This window comes from Acetobacter sacchari (genome assembly GCF_017377715.1).
Lineage (GTDB): Bacteria > Pseudomonadota > Alphaproteobacteria > Acetobacterales > Acetobacteraceae > Acetobacter > Acetobacter sacchari.
This window is the reverse complement of record NZ_JAFVMF010000003.1, coordinates 189,954-206,043: the sequence shown is the minus strand read 5'-3', so window position 1 is coordinate 206,043 and position 16,090 is coordinate 189,954. Positions and strand designations below refer to the sequence as shown.

Genomic DNA, 16,090 nt, shown 5'->3' with positions numbered 1-16,090 from the left:
GGCGTTCGCCGAGGCCGAAGGGACGCTTTGGTTCGCTCGTAATCACGGCTCTATCGAGTGTGTCGCCGCTGTCTCGATCGCTGCGATGACGCGGTGGAGCACAACAGCATCGTCGAACGTCGGCGCTGTACGGGTGCCGTCGCGCAGATCACGTGCCATACGCGCATAGTTGCGCGCGACGTTTCCATGCGCGGGGTCCGACGGCAGGCCGCCGAGATATGAAGCGGGAACCTCAAGCCGCTGAAAGGCTTTCTCGTCACCGCGTGCCGCCTCAATCGTGAGGGGCACGAGCTGGGCGTGTCCAAACGGACCCTTCACCCGGATATCTCCCTGCGTGCCGTTGATCTCCCACAACAGGCCCGCGCCGTCTCGCGGCATACCGCCGACGTAGTGGACGGAAATGGGCGCGCCGCTGACAAGGACGCCGCTAACCAGCACCTGGTCAGCGGTGGTGACGGGCAGCGTCTCGCCGGTTCCTGCGACGACCGCGGCCGTGCGACGGGTCGCCAATACCGACGACAGCTGTGCGATTGGGCCCAGCACTTCCGTCAATCCGGCAAGTGTATGCCCGACCGGAATTGTGAGCATGGTTGCGCCACTGGCATTGTCGAGAAGGTAGGCGCCATTTTTCTTGTCCGGCACGATACCCCCCCAGCCGCCACCGCGGGCTACCAACGTCGTCGACAGCACCTCCCCGACGAAACCATCAACGATCAATTGCTTCAGATACTGGATCTCGGGCGCGACACGGGCCTGCGTGCCGACAACGCCCAGCACGCCTTTTGCCTTGGCGAGCGCTGCAATCTCCTCCGCCTCGGCGAGGACGTTACCGAGCGGCCATTCGCAGTAGACGTGCTTGCCTGCCTCGATTGCCGCTTTGGCTATTTCGAGGTGATGCGACACCTTCACCGTGACGGCGACGATGTCCACCTCGGCATCCGCCACCAATTCGGCAACATTCGTATATGCTTTCGGCAGACCGATCTCAGCAGCGGCACGCTGGGCGCTTTCCAAGCTGGTGTTGGCGGCGCCCGCAATCTCGAAGCTGTCAGATAACGCTCTAAGAGCCGGCACGTGAGCGCGCGCGGCCCAACTCCTGCCCGGCTCGAGGCCTACAATGCCGATACGGAAACGGCTCGCAGTCATTGCTTTGATCCTTCATGAACCGGCGCATTCGAACGGCGGCGACAGTTGTGGAACGCCATTCCACGATGGAACGGAATTCCATTTATGTCAACTTGGAACGGCGTTCCATGTCTGCCATAAGGGGGGATGGGCAAGACAACGCGCACCGCCAAACGGCGGCAGGAATCGCTCTCTCGCGAGCGTATCATCGAGGCGTCTATCGAAATCCTCGACAGCGACGGCGAGGAGGGCCTCACATTCCGCGCCCTGTCCGACCGCCTAGCCACTGGCCCAGGAGCAATCTACTGGCACATCGACAGCAAGAGTGAACTGCTAACCGCTGCCTGTGACGCTATCGTCGCCCATGCGGTTGACGCGCCAGTGCTCGGGATGCCGCCGGAAGACGCCATCTGCGCGCTCTCGCTGAGCTTGTTCGATGCAATCGACGCCCATCCGTGGGTTGGAGCGGCGCTCACACACGCTCCGGGGCAAATGCCCGTGGTTCGCATTCTTGAACGCATCGGCCAGCAAGTTCGCGCTCTTCACGTCAGGGATGGAGACGAGTGGCAGGCGGTATGTGCCCTGCTCAACTACATCGTGGGCGTCAGTCGTCAGAATGCTGCCAATGCCCAGTTCACGCGTACGCGCGGTCTCTACAGGTCTACTCTCCTAGAGTCTCTGGCGATCACATGGTCTAAACTCGATCGGAAAGATTATCCATTTACGTGCGATGTTGCTGATCAGTTACCAGATCATGATGACCGCGCAGACTTTCTTGCGGGTATTAAGTTCTTTCTCAGTGGCCTTCGCTCGTCCACCTAGCTGTCAGGTTGTGAGACGTCATTGGCGTAGACCATGATACGGTCGAGGTCGTTCATGATACTGACCTCTGTCATGGTTTTATAGCTTCGATTACGCAGACGTGGTCTCTGCTTGAGGCGCTCGGCGACTTTCGCGGTGGGCGGAAGGCCGCCCAGAACCCGCTGTCGGCGCTGGTTATAGGCGTGATTGAACCCATGCAGCAGGACTTCGAGATCCGCGTGGTGTGCGACGTTGATCGGCAGAACCTCGGTTGCGATGCGACCGTTGAACCGCTCGACCATGCCGTTCGTCTGAGGGGAATACGCTCGGGTTCGCCGACGATCGACATCCTGGCAGGCTTTCTCGAAGGCGTCTGCAGTGAAGCACGAGCCTCGGTCGGTCAGGATATGCGTAACCCGGAAGGGAAAGGCGGCTTTGACGGTCTTGAGAAACTCGACGGCATTGGCTGCATTCTCGGCGTCGTAGACGGCCAGATGCACAAAGCGCGAGCAGCGATCGATCGCGACGTAGAGGAACCGTTTACGGGCCTCGCCATCGGCAGTCTGCAGCTTCGGCAGATGCTTCACGTCGATATGGACGTAGCCCAGGTCATAATCCCGGAAGGTGCCCTCTCCCCGCGCCGGGCGGACCTTCTCCTTCGCCGGCCGTCGGTTGAGCCCTGCGTCCTTGAGGATGCGCCAGACGCTGTCGCGGTTGAGGTGGGGCAGGAAGTGCCGCAGCACGAACGTCAGGTCATCGAGCCCGAACCCGGTGGCGCGACGCAGATGGCAGACGATCGCGCGTTCTTCCGCGGTCGCTTTCCAGGCCAGTAACCGGGGCTTGCTGCTCCGATCGGTGCACCCTTCTACTCCGCGCCTGCGCCACTTGCGCACCGTCTCGTCACTGATACCGAAGCGTCGCGCCAAAACCCCGGTCCCTTCCGTCGAGCGCGCGATTTCGGCCCGGACGGCAGGTGTCGTGCGGGCTTGCGGATGGATCTGGTGCATCAACGATCTCTCTGGCGTTCGACGTCAAACCAAAGGGCGTAAGCAGCAATAGCCCACGATACCTCATCCCAATGACGTCTCACAACCTGACAGCTAGAGGGTGTTATGCACCTTGCATGATCTGAGCTACGTGTTTGAGCATGTATCCGACGAACGCGATGACGTGGAAGCTGGCGAGTGTAGCGGCATAGCGTTCGTAGTCTTTGACCAACCTGCGGCAACGTGTGGCCCAGGCGAAGGATCGCTCCACGACCCAGCGCCTGGGCAGCAGCACGAACCCGCGCTTGGCCTCGGGGAGGCGGTCCACATGCAGGGCGATGCCCTCGGCAGCGGCCGCGTTGGCCGCCACATCGCCGGTGTAGCCCTGGTCGACATAAGCCAGCGTGGCGGTATCCCCGGTTGCATCCTGGATGTCGGCGGCAAGGCGCTTCACCGCCGTGCGGTCGCCAACGTCGCCCGGGGTCACGTGCAGCGCCAGCAGATGGCCCAGCGTATCCACTGCCAGATGCACCTTGGACCCTCGTTTGCGCTTGGCGCCGTCATACCCGGCACGGGTGCCGCCCTCGGGCGACGAGCGCAGGGTGCGGCTGTCGATGATTGCAGCGGTGGGGTCCGGTGGCCGACCAGACGCCATGCGCAGCAGCACCCGCAGATCCTGGGCCAGGGCTTCGAAGCATCCCGCCGCCATCCAGCGCTGCGCCTGCTGGTAGACCGCCGCCCAAGGGGGGAAGTCGTTGGGCATGGCCCGCCAGGCAATGCCGTAGCGGATCACATAGCGCAGCGCATTGAACAGCTCGCGCAGCGAATGCTCCCGCTGCGGCGCCGTCTCCGTCATCAACGTCAGATACGGCATCACCAGCAACCATTCGTCGTCGCTGACATCAGAGGGATACGGCTTGCGCGCAGTCGTCATGCCCTCCGATATGAATCAAACCGCCACCAAAGTACATAACACCCTTTAGGAATCTGTATCGAGCCCAGAAGGTGATGGTGGCTGCAATGCAGATGGCAGAGAAGACGGTGTGGGTGCAACGATCGTAGCGGGTCACGACGCGGCGCTGGTCCTTGAGCCGCCCGAACATGTTCGTTCTCCGCTTGTCAATTTCGAGGCGGACCATCCGTTCCGTGCATGCGCCTCGAGGCAAAGGTCATCAACACTGGAGCCGACCTTCGACGAGGCGCTACGGAGCGATCAGAGTGAGGTTGAGCGGACCATTGCATTGCCGCACTTCGGCGGCGACTTATTCGTGCTGCCCTTCACGATGAGGAAGCCCCGCGGAACTGAGTTGGCGTCATTCCGGTAGCGCGCCGAAACATCTGAGCGAAGTGGCTGGGGCTCTCGTAGCCGACCGCTAAGCCGACCTCGATCACCGGCATAGTGGTCTCACGGAGCAAGCGGCGGGCCTCTTTGACACGCAGGCCGATGAAATAATCACGTGGCGAGGAGGCCGCTGATCGTTTGAACACTCGGCTGAAGTGGAAAGGGCTCAGCCCGGCGATCGACGAGAGCACGATGAGCGAGAAAGGCTCGGCGAGGTGGTCGCGCATATGCTGAACGACGGCGCGCAGCTGGATCGACGGTAGGGCGCCCCGGCGCTCGATACGGACGTTGCTGTCCGTGAAGGTCCGCAGCACACATACGGCTAGCGCCTGGCCCACCCCTTCGAGCAGAAGCGTCGTGGGGACCCCGACACGCGTCATCTCGCGGTGCATGACTTCCAGCAGCGCCGAGACCCATGCGTCCCGAGCGCCGGATGGCTCGCGCAGGCTCGGTCGCTGGCGCTGGCCGTAGAGGGCGAGCGCTGCCGCCTCAACGAGCGCGACGCTCAAATAGACATGCAGCGCCTGAAAGGACTCCCCAAGTGCTTGCCAACGCAACTCGTAAGGCTCGTCCGAGTCGACCACAAAGAGATCGCCCGGGCCGACTTCGATCCTGCGCCAGCCACCGTCGTCGGCGCGCTCCTCCACGCGGGCCGCGCCGGTGGCAATCCAGACCAGCAGAGGCTCCGCGACCGCAGGCACAAGCACTGGAGTCTCGATCGTACGGTGTGTAATGAGGTGCGCGATTAGGCCACCAGCTCCTGTTTCCGCATGAGCGACCAGCTCGCCCGGCAAGTGCCCGAGCAGCCAATTTGCCTTCGGATACGGAAATGGTTTGGCGTTCATCCCACGGGGACGCTCATTCCGCCGTCGGCCATCAGAACAGCTCCGACAATGAAGCTCGCCCGGTCGGAAGCCAGGAAGGCAACGATTTCGGCGATCTCTCGCGGGTGCGCCGCACGGCCGATCGGCGCCCTGCCGCCATGTTCGGCCAGAAACTCGCGACCGTCCTCGCGGAAGTGGTTGAGAATGTTGGTCACGGTGTCACCCACACCAATTGCATTGACGCGGATGCCATACGGGATCGCCTCCAAGGCCTGCGTCCGGGTGAGCTGCGCCAACGCGCCCTTCGAGGCAGCGTAGGCGGAGATGCCTGGGAAGGAGAAGAAAGAAGCGTAAGAGGCGATGTTGATGATCGCGCCGGACCGTCTGGGCCTCATCGCCTTTTGCGCCTCACGCGAGTGGAGGAAGGCTCCCGTCACGTTGGTCTGCATCTGCCAATCCCACTCCCCACGGCTGAGATCGACGATATCCTTGTAGACGATCCGCCCGGCGTTGTTGACGAGGATGTCTAGGCCGCCGAATCTCTCGGCGGCAAACAAGACTGCCGCTTCGGCGGACCCGTCCTGAGTAATGTCGGCGACGAGCGGCGCCAAGCCATCCTGAGCAAGATCAAGAACGGTTGGATTCACGTCCTCCGCCACGACCTTGGCCCCCCGCTCGTGCAGCAACTCCACGACAGCTCGACCAATGCCGCTCGCCGCGCCCGTCACAATAGCGACCTTGCCTTCGACTTCACTGGTGATCACGTTTTCCATTATCCATTTCTCGCCAGAGCCAGAATGACCTGCCGCCTCGTTAGCTCTCGGAGCGAGGCGGTCGATTTGTGGGCTCCATTGCCAAATGGAGGTGGCTCCGTCGCTCGACGCCCTGCGCACACTGTCGCAATCTTGCGCAAGACTGCTCACGTGGGCGGCTACCTGGGTTCGCGTTTGCTCCGCGACCGGCTAGCCGAGATGCCGGGCGCGCTTGAGGTGCGTCTGACGCCCGAGAGCTCGCCGCCGTCGAGGCCGCACCTCAAAGAACGCTTTCGCCGGCGAGCGTTCCACCATAGCCAGCTGGCTCTCCTGCTAGGTCCTGTTAGCGCCTGCATCCATCGGGTGGCTGCGGCGTTTCAGGCTCCAGCGCCGATTAGGTATCAGCGCCGCCTCGGTCGGGCGGCGCGTTCCCATTACCTGCTTGCGGCCGCCGCGCCGGCGCACCGTCAGCTTCTCCTCGCGACAGAGCCGCTGGACGCGCTTGCGGTTCACCCCATAGCTCTCGCGCCTGACAGCACATGCAGCCGTCCGTAGCCGAGAGGGCGGATCCGCCGTTCGACCTGCATGCGCTGCGGCCGGTACCGTTCGAGATCCTGCAGCTTGGCCCGACCGATCCGGCCGCCAAGGCCTGGCTCTGGCGGAACTGGTCGGCCGTCGAGGCGGGGGTCCGCCCACGGTATCAAGTCGCATAGCCGTTCGTTCGAGTGAGTAGCAGCCGTTGGCTCGAGCGCATCGCGCAGTCAGGTATATAGCTTGACGCCGTTGAGTTCGGCAGACGTTGATCTGGGACGCGACGATCGCCCAACGGTTAGTGTGGTGGAGTTTGCCCGGCTGGTCGTTGTGGTTGTCGAGGCCGCGACGCCGGTCCGCCTATTCGTGGAAATACGCCTCGCGGTCGAGATCGGCGAGCAGCCCGGTTTGAATCGGCCGCCATTCGAGCCGTTGCTGGGTCAGCCGACTGGAGATCGGGTTGTCATAGGCAGCGAAGGGGGCGAGCCAGCTGAACCGACGCGCCGCCTCTTCGCGCGTCATGCTGATCGCGGGCAGGTTCAGTCGTCGTGCGATTACCTTGGCGATCTCCCGGAACGCAATGCCTTCCTCGGCGACGCCGTGATAGCGTGCGCCGGCTTGGCCCTCTTCCAGCGCTCGGCGCAGCAGGACCGCCGCATCGAGGCGATGGATGGCGCTCCACCGATTCTCGCCGTCACCAACATAGCCCGAGCCCCTGCGCTTGCGCGCCACGGTGAGGAGCCTCGGGACGAGACCACGGTCGCCGTCGCCGTGAACCGAGGGCGCGAGACGGACCACCGTCGCGCGGACACCTTTCTCGGCCCAAGCCGCGACGGTCGCCTCCGTCTGCGAGCGTAGCCAGCCCGGCGCGCGCGGGTCCGGTTCGTCGTCTTCCGTGGCGATCTGTCCCTCGGCCATTCCCATGGCGCCGAACACCGTGACCAGGGGCCGCCCCGAGCCTTGCAGCGCCGCGCCCAGTGCATCGATTGCGTGACGGTCTGTGCCTGTCATGGCCGCGCCGAACCGGCCGACGATGCCGGACGGCGCGCCGCCAAGGAAAATGCCCAGTCGCCGTCCGAGTGGGATGTCGCCTGGCGCATGGACGAAGGCCAGGTGGATGACGCCGTCGGCGGCGGCCGCACCGGCGCGCAGGGTGTCGAGCTCGTATAGGGAGCCTTGATGGGCTTCAGCGCCAAGTCCGGCGAGTGTCCGAGCGGCGTTCTTTGAACGCGTCAGCCCGACGACCTGATGGCCGGCGCCGATAAGCTCTCTGACCACCGCCTGGCCAATGAAACCGCTTGCGCCGGTGATGAAGACGCGCATTCCGACCTCCCCATGATATCCGTGGTAAGGTAGCGGTCGCTAACCAGACGATCTATAACTTAAACTCCAAATCTGATTATCGAGCGTCCAATTGGATCCCTTGTCGCAAGTTGTCGGCCTGCTGCGCCCACGCGAATTGAGCTGGCGCATGATTTCCGCGCGAGAACCGTGGGCCATCGGCTTTCCAGCCGTGGCGGCGGTGGTGTTCGGACAGATGATCGAAGGGGGGTGTACTCTCGAACGCGGCGATGTCCGGGTCACGCTCCACCCCGGTGACTTCATGATCATGGCCTACCCACCGGAGTGGGTCATGCGATCGGGTCCGGAGGTAAAGCCGCTTGGACTGAAAGCGCTGTTCGCTGACCCGAAAGCCCTCCAGGGGGTTGATCCCGCCGCGCCTGCCGCCCGATTTCTCGCGGGCCATTTCATGTTCGCCGAGCCCAATGCCGATCAGATTGCGGGCCTACTCTCGCCGATCGTGCACATCCGCGCGGCCGACATTGTCGCTCAGCGGCTGGGACGGCTGCTGGGTCTCCTCGACGAGGAGGCTACGTCGGATCGGCCAGGTCGGTCGCTGGTGCTGGACCGCCTGCTGGAGGTAGTTCTCGTGGAATCGCTGCGCCATCGCGCCGATCAGCTGGAAGGCATGCGTCCCGGACTGCTGGCGGGCCTGGCCGATCTGCGCATCAGTCGTGCCCTTCGAGCGTTGCACAAGGAGCCGTCGCGAGACTGGACCGTCGCGCGCCTGGCTGAAGAAGCGGGTATGTCGCGTGCCGGGTTCGCGGCCCGTTTCGCCGAGATCGTCGGCGTCTCGCCTATCGGCTATCTGTCGGCTTGGCGCATGACGTTGGCTAAAGCCGTCCTGATGTCGGGCAGGCGTCCGATGATCGAAGTCGCGAAATTGGCGGGCTATGGGTCGGTGAGCGCCTTCAGCACCGCATTCAGTCGCATCACGGGGCTGTCGCCGACGGCCTATGGCCAAAGGTCGGCAGATTGAGACAGGCGGCTGGCGTCAGAGACCGACCAGCCGTTCCCCCGGTCTCCGGCGCCGCCCTGCGATCACCGCGGCGCCAGCCGGGGTTCTGGACGCAACACAGGGTCTAGAGCGCTCCCCGATCTGATTGAATCGCGAGGGTACACACGTCGGCTGATCTGTGATTCATGATGCCGGCCGGCGGGGAGGCTGGCCGTCATGTCGCGAGCCCTTTCAGTTGATCTCCGAACTCGTGTTCTGGCGGCTGTCGCCGAGGGTGCCAGCCACCGTGCCGCGGCAGCCCGGTTCGGCGTCAGCGCCGCGAGCGTCAGTCGCTGGCGAGCCTTGGATCGGCGCCAAGGGGATGTCGCGCCCGGAGCGCTGGGCGGCGACCGCCGCTCCAGCAGGATCGAAACCCAGCACGAGTTGATCTGTCGCCTTCTGGCGCAGACACCGGACATGACGACCGCAGAGCTTCGCGCTGCCCTAATCGATGTCGGCCACAGCTTCGGTCATGGCACGCTGCAGCGCTTCTTCGCCCGACACGGGCTGACGCGCAAAAAAGACCGCGCACGCAAGCGAGCAGGATCGGCCCGATATCCTGAGCCGACGACAGGCCTGGTTCGACGGACAGATCGATCTCGACCCCGAGCGCCTGGTCTTTATCGATGAGACCTGGGCCAAGACCAATATGGCCCGCACCCATGGCCGCTTCACGCGCGGACAGCGGCTGCGCATGGGCGTACCCTTCGGGCACTGGCGCACGGCAACCGTCATCGCCGGGTTGGCCCATCACGGGATGATCGCCCCGTTCGTCATGAACGGCCCGATCAATCGGGTCGCCTTCGAGACCTACATCGAGCGCGTTCTGATTTCGGAGTTGAGGCCAGGCGATGTCGTCATCATGCACAACCTCTCCAGCCACAAGGGCGAGCGCACCCGCCATCTCATCGAGCAGGCCGGTGGCACATTAAAGTTCCTGCCGCCCTACAGCCCGGACTTCAACCCCATCGAGAACGCCTTCGCCAAGCTCAAGGCCTATCTGCGCAAAGCGGCCGCCCGGACCGTCGAAGCCCTGTGGAACACCATCGGCACGCTCTCCAAAACCTTCACGCCAGACGAGTGTGCCAACTACTTCAGTGCCGCCGGGTACGATCCAGACAGGTAGGATTTCGCTCTAGTATTTTGCGATTATCCTGAACGCTGTTCAGGTTGGCAGACCTTTCCCCATCCAACGTTGTCGCGGGGCGGTCGAATCGCCCCGCCCTAAGCGCCACTCCCGACCGCGCTATGCCGGCGGCGAGGGGCTTGGCAGCGACAGGCTGCTCGCCAATCCCCAGCCCGCTCCCCGTGTCCGCCTGGCACGCCGCGATCGGCCAGACCACCTACGCCGACGCCATCCTCGACCGCGTGGTCCACAACGCCCACCGCATCGAGCTCGCCGGAGAGTCGCTCCGCCGCACCCGCCGCTCCGCAAAGGCTTAACGCCGACCTCTGCTTAGCCCCTGATGAACCCGCCGACGATGCTCCCGCCTGGGCGGCATCAGATCGGAAATCTGGGCGCCATCCGATCGGAATAAACGGGCGCCATCATCGGAATCCGCACAACCAGGGACAGCACGCGTACGAACCGCCGGTCAGCCTCGTTACCTGATCCCAGACGCGCCGCCTCAGCTTGGCCAGTGCTGTCGGCAGGTGCCAGCCCACGAAGGGCGCGCCGTTCCGGAGTGCCGGGCTTCATGGCCAATACCGGAAGGTAGCGTCAGGGATTATAGATGGTCCGGTTGCGCCCGAAGAAGCGGGCGTGGTCGGCCACCACCTCCTCACTCGAGCGGAGCACGTCCGCGTGAGCGCGCGCCTGGACGGTGCGATGCGCAGCCGCCGTGTTCGCGAGCATCTATTTCGCCACGGGGTCAGATTGCATGCCGGTCCCCATCCAGTGCAAATCAGACCTGTGAGCAACCGGGGCAGCGGACCCGGCGGTACCGTCATGGCTGATCAGAATCGCGCCGAGCGCCACCACACAGCAGGCAACAATGCGCCAGGTCGTTAGCCGCTCGCTCAGAAAGATACGGCCGATCAGCGCGGCGAATACGACGCTGGTTTCACGGAGCGCCGATACCGATGCCATTGGCCCCCACGACATGGCAAAGATCACAATACCATAGGCAACGAGCGATACGATCCCGCCACCGGCGGCGATCGCCGTCTCTCGTCGATCGCGCATGAGGCTGGGCCAGTCGCGCAAGACCGCATAGACGGGCGGCGCCATCACGCCCCACAGCAGGCACATCCAGACCGTATAACCGATCGGCGAGCCGGACAGACGGACGCCGATGCCGTCGGTCACACTATAGGCAGCGATGAAGCATCCCGTTCCAAACGCGTAGGGAAGGCTGCCCCATCCGATTGTTCGCCCCTGTAAAGCGAGCGATCCGATCCCTCCGGAAACGAGCATGACGCCGAAAGCGCCGATTGGATCGGGGAATTCGCCCGCGAACAGCATCGCTCCGATCGATACGAGAACTGGCGAGGAGCCGCGCGAGATCGGGTAGGTTTGCCCGAGATCTCCGCTCCGGTAAGTTCGCACCAAAAAGAGATTGTAGCCGACATGGAGCAGCGCCGAGAGGAGCGCATATTCCCAGCTGGCTTTTGCCGGAGCTGGAACGAAGGGAGCCAACCCCGCGCAAACGATCGCGATCGCCACACACATTATCGTCATTGACCAGAGACGGTCAGAACCGGCGCGCAACAATGCATTCCAGCTCGCATGCAAGAGCGCGGCTAGCAGGACGATCAAGCTGATACCGATGGACATCTCGCCACCTAGCTACTGTTCGAGAGGTCTGGGTAGCGCTGACGGAGGACAGCCAGAAGGGCACTAACGTCGGATTGCCATTCGCTTGGCGCCAGTAGGCCGCGGAGTTCAGTCGCGTCGGTCCATCTCCATTGTGGACCTTCTTGTACACGAGACCCTCGTGGCGAACGCCTAACGGCTGGCCCGATCCACCCCGCCAACCTCCTTGGCGAAGGCGAGCAGGAGCATGCCGAGCCGAGCTGGCTGCTCCTGTTGAATCCAGTGACCCGCACCATCGATCAGCTCAATTTCCCCTATCTTCGTCGTCGCCTTCGTCCTCATTAGATCGAGCGCGTCCGGCGCCGCATAGGTGCCCCAGTCGCTCCTGCCTCCGATGAAGAGCGACGGGACATCGATCGTCTTGCCAGAAAACAGCCGCAACTCAGCATTCAGGCCAGGATCGGAGACGACGCGATAAGCCTGCAGGGCGCCCTGAAACCCGGTGCGGTCATACTCGTCCGTGTAGACGCCCAGTTCCGGCTCGGTGAGCCATTTGCAGGCCTGGACCTCGGCGGCGGACGGTTCAAATGGGGCCACCGTCTCGGGCATCGTCTTACGGAGCTCCATGACGTAATAGGTTGGCATTTGCGCGAGGTCTGCGGCGGTTCGGCCCTTCAACGGATAGGGCTTGTTTCCCGGCCAGTCGGCGCTTTTGACGTAGAAAAACGCTCGAAGAAACCCGTGCAGACCTTGAGGCGGGTGCCATAGGTCATCGTTTGCCGGCCGCGCGCTCAGATATTGCTGATAATACTTTCTCGGCGGATCGAGCGCCGCCAGCGCGGCCGCCAGCTTTTGATTGTCGGTGTTCGGTCGAACTGAGGGTTCTTCCTGCTCCGCAGTATCGAACGGAAATGTCGGCGGACCGGGAAACGGAGCGCTCATCAGCACCACCGAGGGAAAGACATCCGGTCGGGCGAGCGCGCAATAGGCCGCGACGGGCGAGCCGAAATCGTGCCCGACCAGCATCGCTGTCCGTCGATACCCCAAGGCCGAAACCAGTCCGAGGACATCACGCGTCATGTTCAACAAGCTGAAGGGCTCCAACGGAGCGTCATAGCCGTCGACCCATCCGGTCGTGCGGCCATAGCCCCGCTGGTCGGGCGCCACGACATGGTACCCGGCATCGGTCAGGATCGGCATCACGTGTCGCCAGCCGTAAGCCAGATCCGGAAAGCCGTGCAGAAGCAGCGCGAGCGGCCGGCCAGGGCTTTCGTGACCGGCTTCGAGAATATGGACGTCGAGGCCGTTGACCCCACGGATCATGCGCGAGCGGATCTCTTTGGGAAGCGTTCCCCCGCCATATGGCTGCGTCGTCAAATCAGTTCCTCCCATAGGGTTTGCGCGGGCGGGCCGAAGCGACGCCGCAACCAGGCTGGCCGCCCCCATGGCCAGGACGGTGCGTCGGGACGGCGATGGCTTGGATTGATAGAGAGGCATCGCCACGTTCCGAAATATGGCAATCGCCATAGTATGGTGATCACCATAGATGCGTCAAGCGAGGCGTGTTATATTGCCGGGATGACACGTAAGACTGACGCGCGCGCTCGTGCGATCGCCGCCGCCGAACGGCTGTTCCGCATCCAAGGCTATACCGCGACTGGATTGACCCAGATCCTGGAAGAAAGCGGCGCGCCTAAAGGGTCGTTCTACTTCCACTTTCCACGCGGCAAGGCCCAGCTCGCCGAAGAGGCGATCGATCATTACATCGCAGGCAGAATTGCGGTTTTGCGGAATATCTCCGCGGATACGACGGGAGATGCTGTGAGTTTTGTTCGACGCCTTTTCAGCGCATTCGCTGCCGAAATGGTCGCCGCCGATTTCCAGTATGGATGCCTCATGCAAAATCTGGCGAACGAGTTGCCCGCGATTGATGCCGAACTCACCAAGCGGGTCGCGCGCGGATTCGTCGGATCGACCGAGATCATTGCCGAGCATTTCAGGGGGGGCGGCCTTGCTCCCGCGTGCGCATCCGCTACCGCCGCCGCACTGGTCGCAGCCCTCGAAGGCGCGCGAACGATCGCCCGTCTGGAACGCACGCCGGCCATATTCGAGGCGCTAGCGGATGTCAGTGCCCGGAAATGGGCTACCGCGGACGGGTGATCCGGGTCCATTAGTATGCGGCCGGCATGTGAGCGCGTTACTCTGCTGCTGGAAGACGTCTCCAGAGGGCCTCGACGGCAGTGCTACGACGCTGTCGGGGGCGGAAGATGCGGATCTCGATCCGCACGTCCCAGCCCTCAGCGGCTTTCATCAGGCGGCCGGATGCCAGGTCGCCCGCACAGAGGCTCATCGGCGCCCAGGCTATGCCCTTGCCATCTCGCGCCATCCTCAGAAGGACGCTGGCTAGATGCGAGCGGAACACCGGGCGAAGCTGAGCACCGCCACGTTCGATCACTTGGGACGCCGCAAGGATTCGCCCCATGCCGGAATGCTCGTCGAATTCAAGATAAGGAAGAAACTCGCCGTCCTTTCCCGGAAGCGGGAAAAGAGGCGTACCGCAGCTGTCCGGCACGCAGACCGGGATCAGTTGGTCATCGCCCAGCGAGACAGACCGAAAATTGCCTTCATCGAGCCTGTGCCGCGCTGAAGGGTGGTGGTGACAAAGCAGCATGTCGGCAGTGCCCTCGAGCATGATGCGCTCGCAAGCCGCCATGTGGTCGGCAATGAGACTGACGGGCCCTAGCTCGCTTTCTTCCTCGAAACCGCGCAGCCAATCCGGAAAAAAAGTCACCGACAACGCATGGGTCGATGCGAAGCGCAACGTGCTCGTCTGCGCGGCGCCGAGTGCCCGCGCTTCGTCCCTGCCAAGCGCCAACCGGCGCAGCAGTTCTTCTGCGACACTTCGGAAAGCAGCGCCGGCGGGCGTCAGGGCGATACGATGTGTATCCCTATCGATCAACGTGGCATCGACCCATTCCTCCAGTGCCTTGATCCTGCGGCTGAAGGCGGGCTGGCTGAGGTTACGCGCCTGGGCGGCCCGCGAGAAATTGCCTTCCTCGGCTAGCTTGACGAAATCCTCCAACCAAGCCGTTTCCATCACTCGTCCGCCGCATAAATTGATTGATATCCGACATTGGCCCGCGTCCGTCGCCTCGCGCTAATCTCGTAGCACACATCGGGATGATTCTGGGCAATGGCGGGTCCGCTCACGCTCTATGATAAGATTATCGACCGGCATCGCATAATGTCGCTTGGCGCGGGCGTGCAGGGTCGTGAAGAACGACTGCTCCTGTATGTCGATCGCACGGTTCTTAACGAATATACGAGCCCACAGGCTTTTAGCGGCCTGAGGGAAGCCGGTCGCAAGGTATGGCGGCCGCAGGCCGCGCTGGGCGTAGTCGATCATGTCAATTCGACCGCCGCTAACCGCACCGATGTGGTCGAAGACAAAGGCGCTCAAGGTCAGATGGACTATTTCGCGCGAAATGGTCGCGACTTCGGCATCGAGATGTTCGATGTACAGGATCCGCGGCAGGGCATTGAGCACGTCGTGCTGCCGGAACTCGGCTGGGTATTGCCCGGTATGGTGATCGCCGCCGGTGACAGTCACACCACGACCTACGGTGCCTTTGGCGCCGTAGGTTTCGGCATCGGCACGTCCGACGTCGAGCATCTGCTCGCGACGCAAACGCTACCTTACACGTGCCTGAAGCGTATGCGCGCGCGCTTCGAAGGCCCGCTGCCTGTGGGCGTCACCGCAAAGGATCTTATCATGACGCTGATCCGCAAGATCGGCGCCGACGGGGCGGCCGGACACGCACTCGAATTCGCGGGGGAGGCCATCGACGCTCTTGAAGTCGAAGGCCGCATGACGATCTGCAACATGGCGGTGGAGTGCGGTGCGCGCGTCGCGTTAATGGCGGCCGATGAGAAGGTCTTCGCCTATATCGCAGGCCGACCACGCAGCCCGTCCAGCGCCATGCTGGCGGAAGCACAAAAAACCTGGGCAGACATGCGCACCGACAAGGGCGCCGTTTTCGATCGGGAGATAGTCATCCAGGCCGCGCAGGTCGCACCGATGGTGAGCTGGGGCACGAGTCCTGACCAAGCTGGCGCAATCGACGATGTGGTGCCAGATCCTAAGGCTGTCGCAGCAGACAAGCGGGCGGGAGTAGTCCGCGCCCTCGAATATATGGACCTCGCACCAGGCACGCCCTTGTCGGACATCAGGATCGACCGGGCGTTCATCGGATCCTGCACCAATGCACGTCTGTCTGACCTTCGGGACGCCGCTCGGATATTGCGGGGGCGGCGTGTAGCGCCCGGCGTGCGGGCGATGATCTCGCCAGGCAGCAGCAGCGTGCGGCGCGAGGCGGAAGCAGAAGGACTGGATCGCGTCTTCGTGGAGGCTGGCTTTGAATGGCGACGGTCCGGCTGCTCGATGTGCCTCGCGATGAACGACGATGTCCTCGCCCCCGGCGAACGTTGCGCGTCCAGCACCAACCGCAATTTCGAGGGTCGACAGGGCACGGGCGGCCGCACTCATTTAATGAGCCCCGCCATGGTCGCCGCCGCCGCGGTTACGGGACGTCTCACCGACGTCCGCACCCTCAAACTCCTGAAGGCCTGACCATGG

Annotated in this window: 16 protein-coding genes and 1 pseudogene; 7 read left to right on the top strand and 10 right to left on the bottom strand. The window is 63.3% G+C overall.

Annotated elements, in window-relative coordinates; all coding sequences use genetic code 11:
* Positions 1-42: 42 nt before the first annotated feature.
* The gene (locus J2D73_RS03820) at positions 43-1,146 is read right to left on the bottom strand and encodes a Gfo/Idh/MocA family protein (protein ID WP_207879512.1); all 1,104 of its coding nucleotides are present in this window, start codon (positions 1,144-1,146) and stop codon (positions 43-45) included.
* Between the two features lie 126 nt (positions 1,147-1,272).
* Here J2D73_RS03820 and J2D73_RS03815 point away from each other — a divergent pair, with 126 nt between their 5' ends.
* Positions 1,273-1,947, top strand: coding sequence for a TetR/AcrR family transcriptional regulator (locus J2D73_RS03815; RefSeq protein ID WP_207879510.1), 675 nt, complete (start codon positions 1,273-1,275; stop codon positions 1,945-1,947).
* Here J2D73_RS03815 and J2D73_RS03810 read toward each other — a convergent pair.
* The 4 genes from J2D73_RS03810 to J2D73_RS03790 form a co-directional block, all read right to left on the bottom strand.
* Positions 1,944-2,933, bottom strand: coding sequence for an IS481 family transposase (locus tag J2D73_RS03810; protein WP_207879508.1), 990 nt, complete (start codon positions 2,931-2,933; stop codon positions 1,944-1,946). The genes J2D73_RS03815 and J2D73_RS03810 overlap by 4 nt on opposite strands.
* A gap of 103 nt (positions 2,934-3,036) precedes the next feature.
* Positions 3,037-3,846: an IS5 family transposase gene (locus tag J2D73_RS03805; RefSeq protein WP_207879506.1), complete on the bottom strand. Its 810-nt coding sequence runs from the start codon at positions 3,844-3,846 to the stop codon at positions 3,037-3,039.
* Between the two features lie 344 nt (positions 3,847-4,190).
* Complete coding sequence (locus tag J2D73_RS03795; protein WP_207879504.1) at positions 4,191-5,099, bottom strand: AraC family transcriptional regulator; 909 nt, start codon at positions 5,097-5,099, stop codon at positions 4,191-4,193.
* Positions 5,096-5,842, bottom strand: a complete 747-nt coding sequence (locus J2D73_RS03790; protein ID WP_207879502.1) for an SDR family oxidoreductase — start codon at positions 5,840-5,842, stop codon at positions 5,096-5,098. The genes J2D73_RS03795 and J2D73_RS03790 overlap by 4 nt, the downstream gene beginning before the upstream one ends.
* A 159-nt stretch (positions 5,843-6,001) precedes the next feature.
* On the opposite strand from J2D73_RS03790, the gene J2D73_RS21420 reads away from it, so the two are divergent.
* A complete protein-coding gene (locus tag J2D73_RS21420) occupies positions 6,002-6,385 on the top strand; it encodes a hypothetical protein (RefSeq protein WP_207879500.1) in 384 nt (127 codons plus the stop codon).
* Between the two features lie 336 nt (positions 6,386-6,721).
* Here the strand turns inward: J2D73_RS21420 and J2D73_RS03780 are convergent, their stop codons facing one another.
* Positions 6,722-7,684 carry an SDR family oxidoreductase gene (locus J2D73_RS03780; RefSeq protein ID WP_207879498.1) on the bottom strand — a complete coding sequence of 321 codons (963 nt, stop codon included), beginning with the start codon at positions 7,682-7,684 and terminating at the stop codon, positions 6,722-6,724.
* A 91-nt stretch (positions 7,685-7,775) separates the two neighbouring features.
* On the opposite strand from J2D73_RS03780, the gene J2D73_RS03775 reads away from it, so the two are divergent.
* The 3 genes from J2D73_RS03775 (at position 7,776) to J2D73_RS03765 (ending at position 10,142) form a co-directional block, all read left to right on the top strand.
* The gene (locus J2D73_RS03775; protein ID WP_341535012.1) at positions 7,776-8,681 is read left to right on the top strand and encodes an AraC family transcriptional regulator; all 906 of its coding nucleotides are present in this window, start codon (positions 7,776-7,778) and stop codon (positions 8,679-8,681) included.
* A gap of 195 nt (positions 8,682-8,876) precedes the next feature.
* Positions 8,877-9,825, top strand: a protein-coding gene (locus J2D73_RS03770; protein ID WP_207879494.1) for an IS630 family transposase whose coding sequence is annotated in 2 segments (ribosomal slippage) — positions 8,877-9,214 and positions 9,213-9,825 — 951 coding nt in all. Because the reading frame shifts where the segments join, the coding sequence is not laid out codon by codon here.
* Between the two features lie 122 nt (positions 9,826-9,947).
* A complete protein-coding gene (locus J2D73_RS03765; RefSeq protein WP_408736819.1) occupies positions 9,948-10,142 on the top strand; it encodes an ATP-binding protein in 195 nt (64 codons plus the stop codon).
* A 121-nt stretch (positions 10,143-10,263) separates the two neighbouring features.
* Here the strand turns inward: J2D73_RS03765 and J2D73_RS20655 are convergent.
* The 3 genes and pseudogenes from J2D73_RS20655 to J2D73_RS03750 all read right to left on the bottom strand — a co-directional run.
* Positions 10,264-10,536, bottom strand: a pseudogene (locus J2D73_RS20655) (IS21 family transposase); the annotation flags it as partial.
* 18 nt (positions 10,537-10,554) lie between these two features.
* Positions 10,555-11,475 (bottom strand): DMT family transporter, encoded by a 921-nt coding sequence (locus J2D73_RS03755; RefSeq protein ID WP_207879490.1) that lies wholly within the window; start codon positions 11,473-11,475, stop codon positions 10,555-10,557.
* Positions 11,476-11,646: 171 nt separating this feature from the next.
* Positions 11,647-12,951 (bottom strand): alpha/beta fold hydrolase, encoded by a 1,305-nt coding sequence (locus J2D73_RS03750; protein ID WP_207879488.1) that lies wholly within the window; start codon positions 12,949-12,951, stop codon positions 11,647-11,649.
* Between the two features lie 81 nt (positions 12,952-13,032).
* On the opposite strand from J2D73_RS03750, the gene J2D73_RS20995 reads away from it, so the two are divergent.
* A complete protein-coding gene (locus tag J2D73_RS20995; RefSeq protein ID WP_279380883.1) occupies positions 13,033-13,614 on the top strand; it encodes a TetR/AcrR family transcriptional regulator in 582 nt (193 codons plus the stop codon).
* Between the two features lie 37 nt (positions 13,615-13,651).
* Here the strand turns inward: J2D73_RS20995 and J2D73_RS03740 are convergent, their stop codons facing one another.
* Positions 13,652-14,551 (bottom strand): LysR family transcriptional regulator, encoded by a 900-nt coding sequence (locus tag J2D73_RS03740; protein WP_207879484.1) that lies wholly within the window; start codon positions 14,549-14,551, stop codon positions 13,652-13,654.
* A gap of 96 nt (positions 14,552-14,647) precedes the next feature.
* On the opposite strand from J2D73_RS03740, the gene leuC reads away from it, so the two are divergent.
* The gene (gene leuC, locus J2D73_RS03735; protein ID WP_207879482.1) at positions 14,648-16,084 is read left to right on the top strand and encodes a 3-isopropylmalate dehydratase large subunit; all 1,437 of its coding nucleotides are present in this window, start codon (positions 14,648-14,650) and stop codon (positions 16,082-16,084) included.
* Positions 16,085-16,090: the final 6 nt, after the last annotated feature.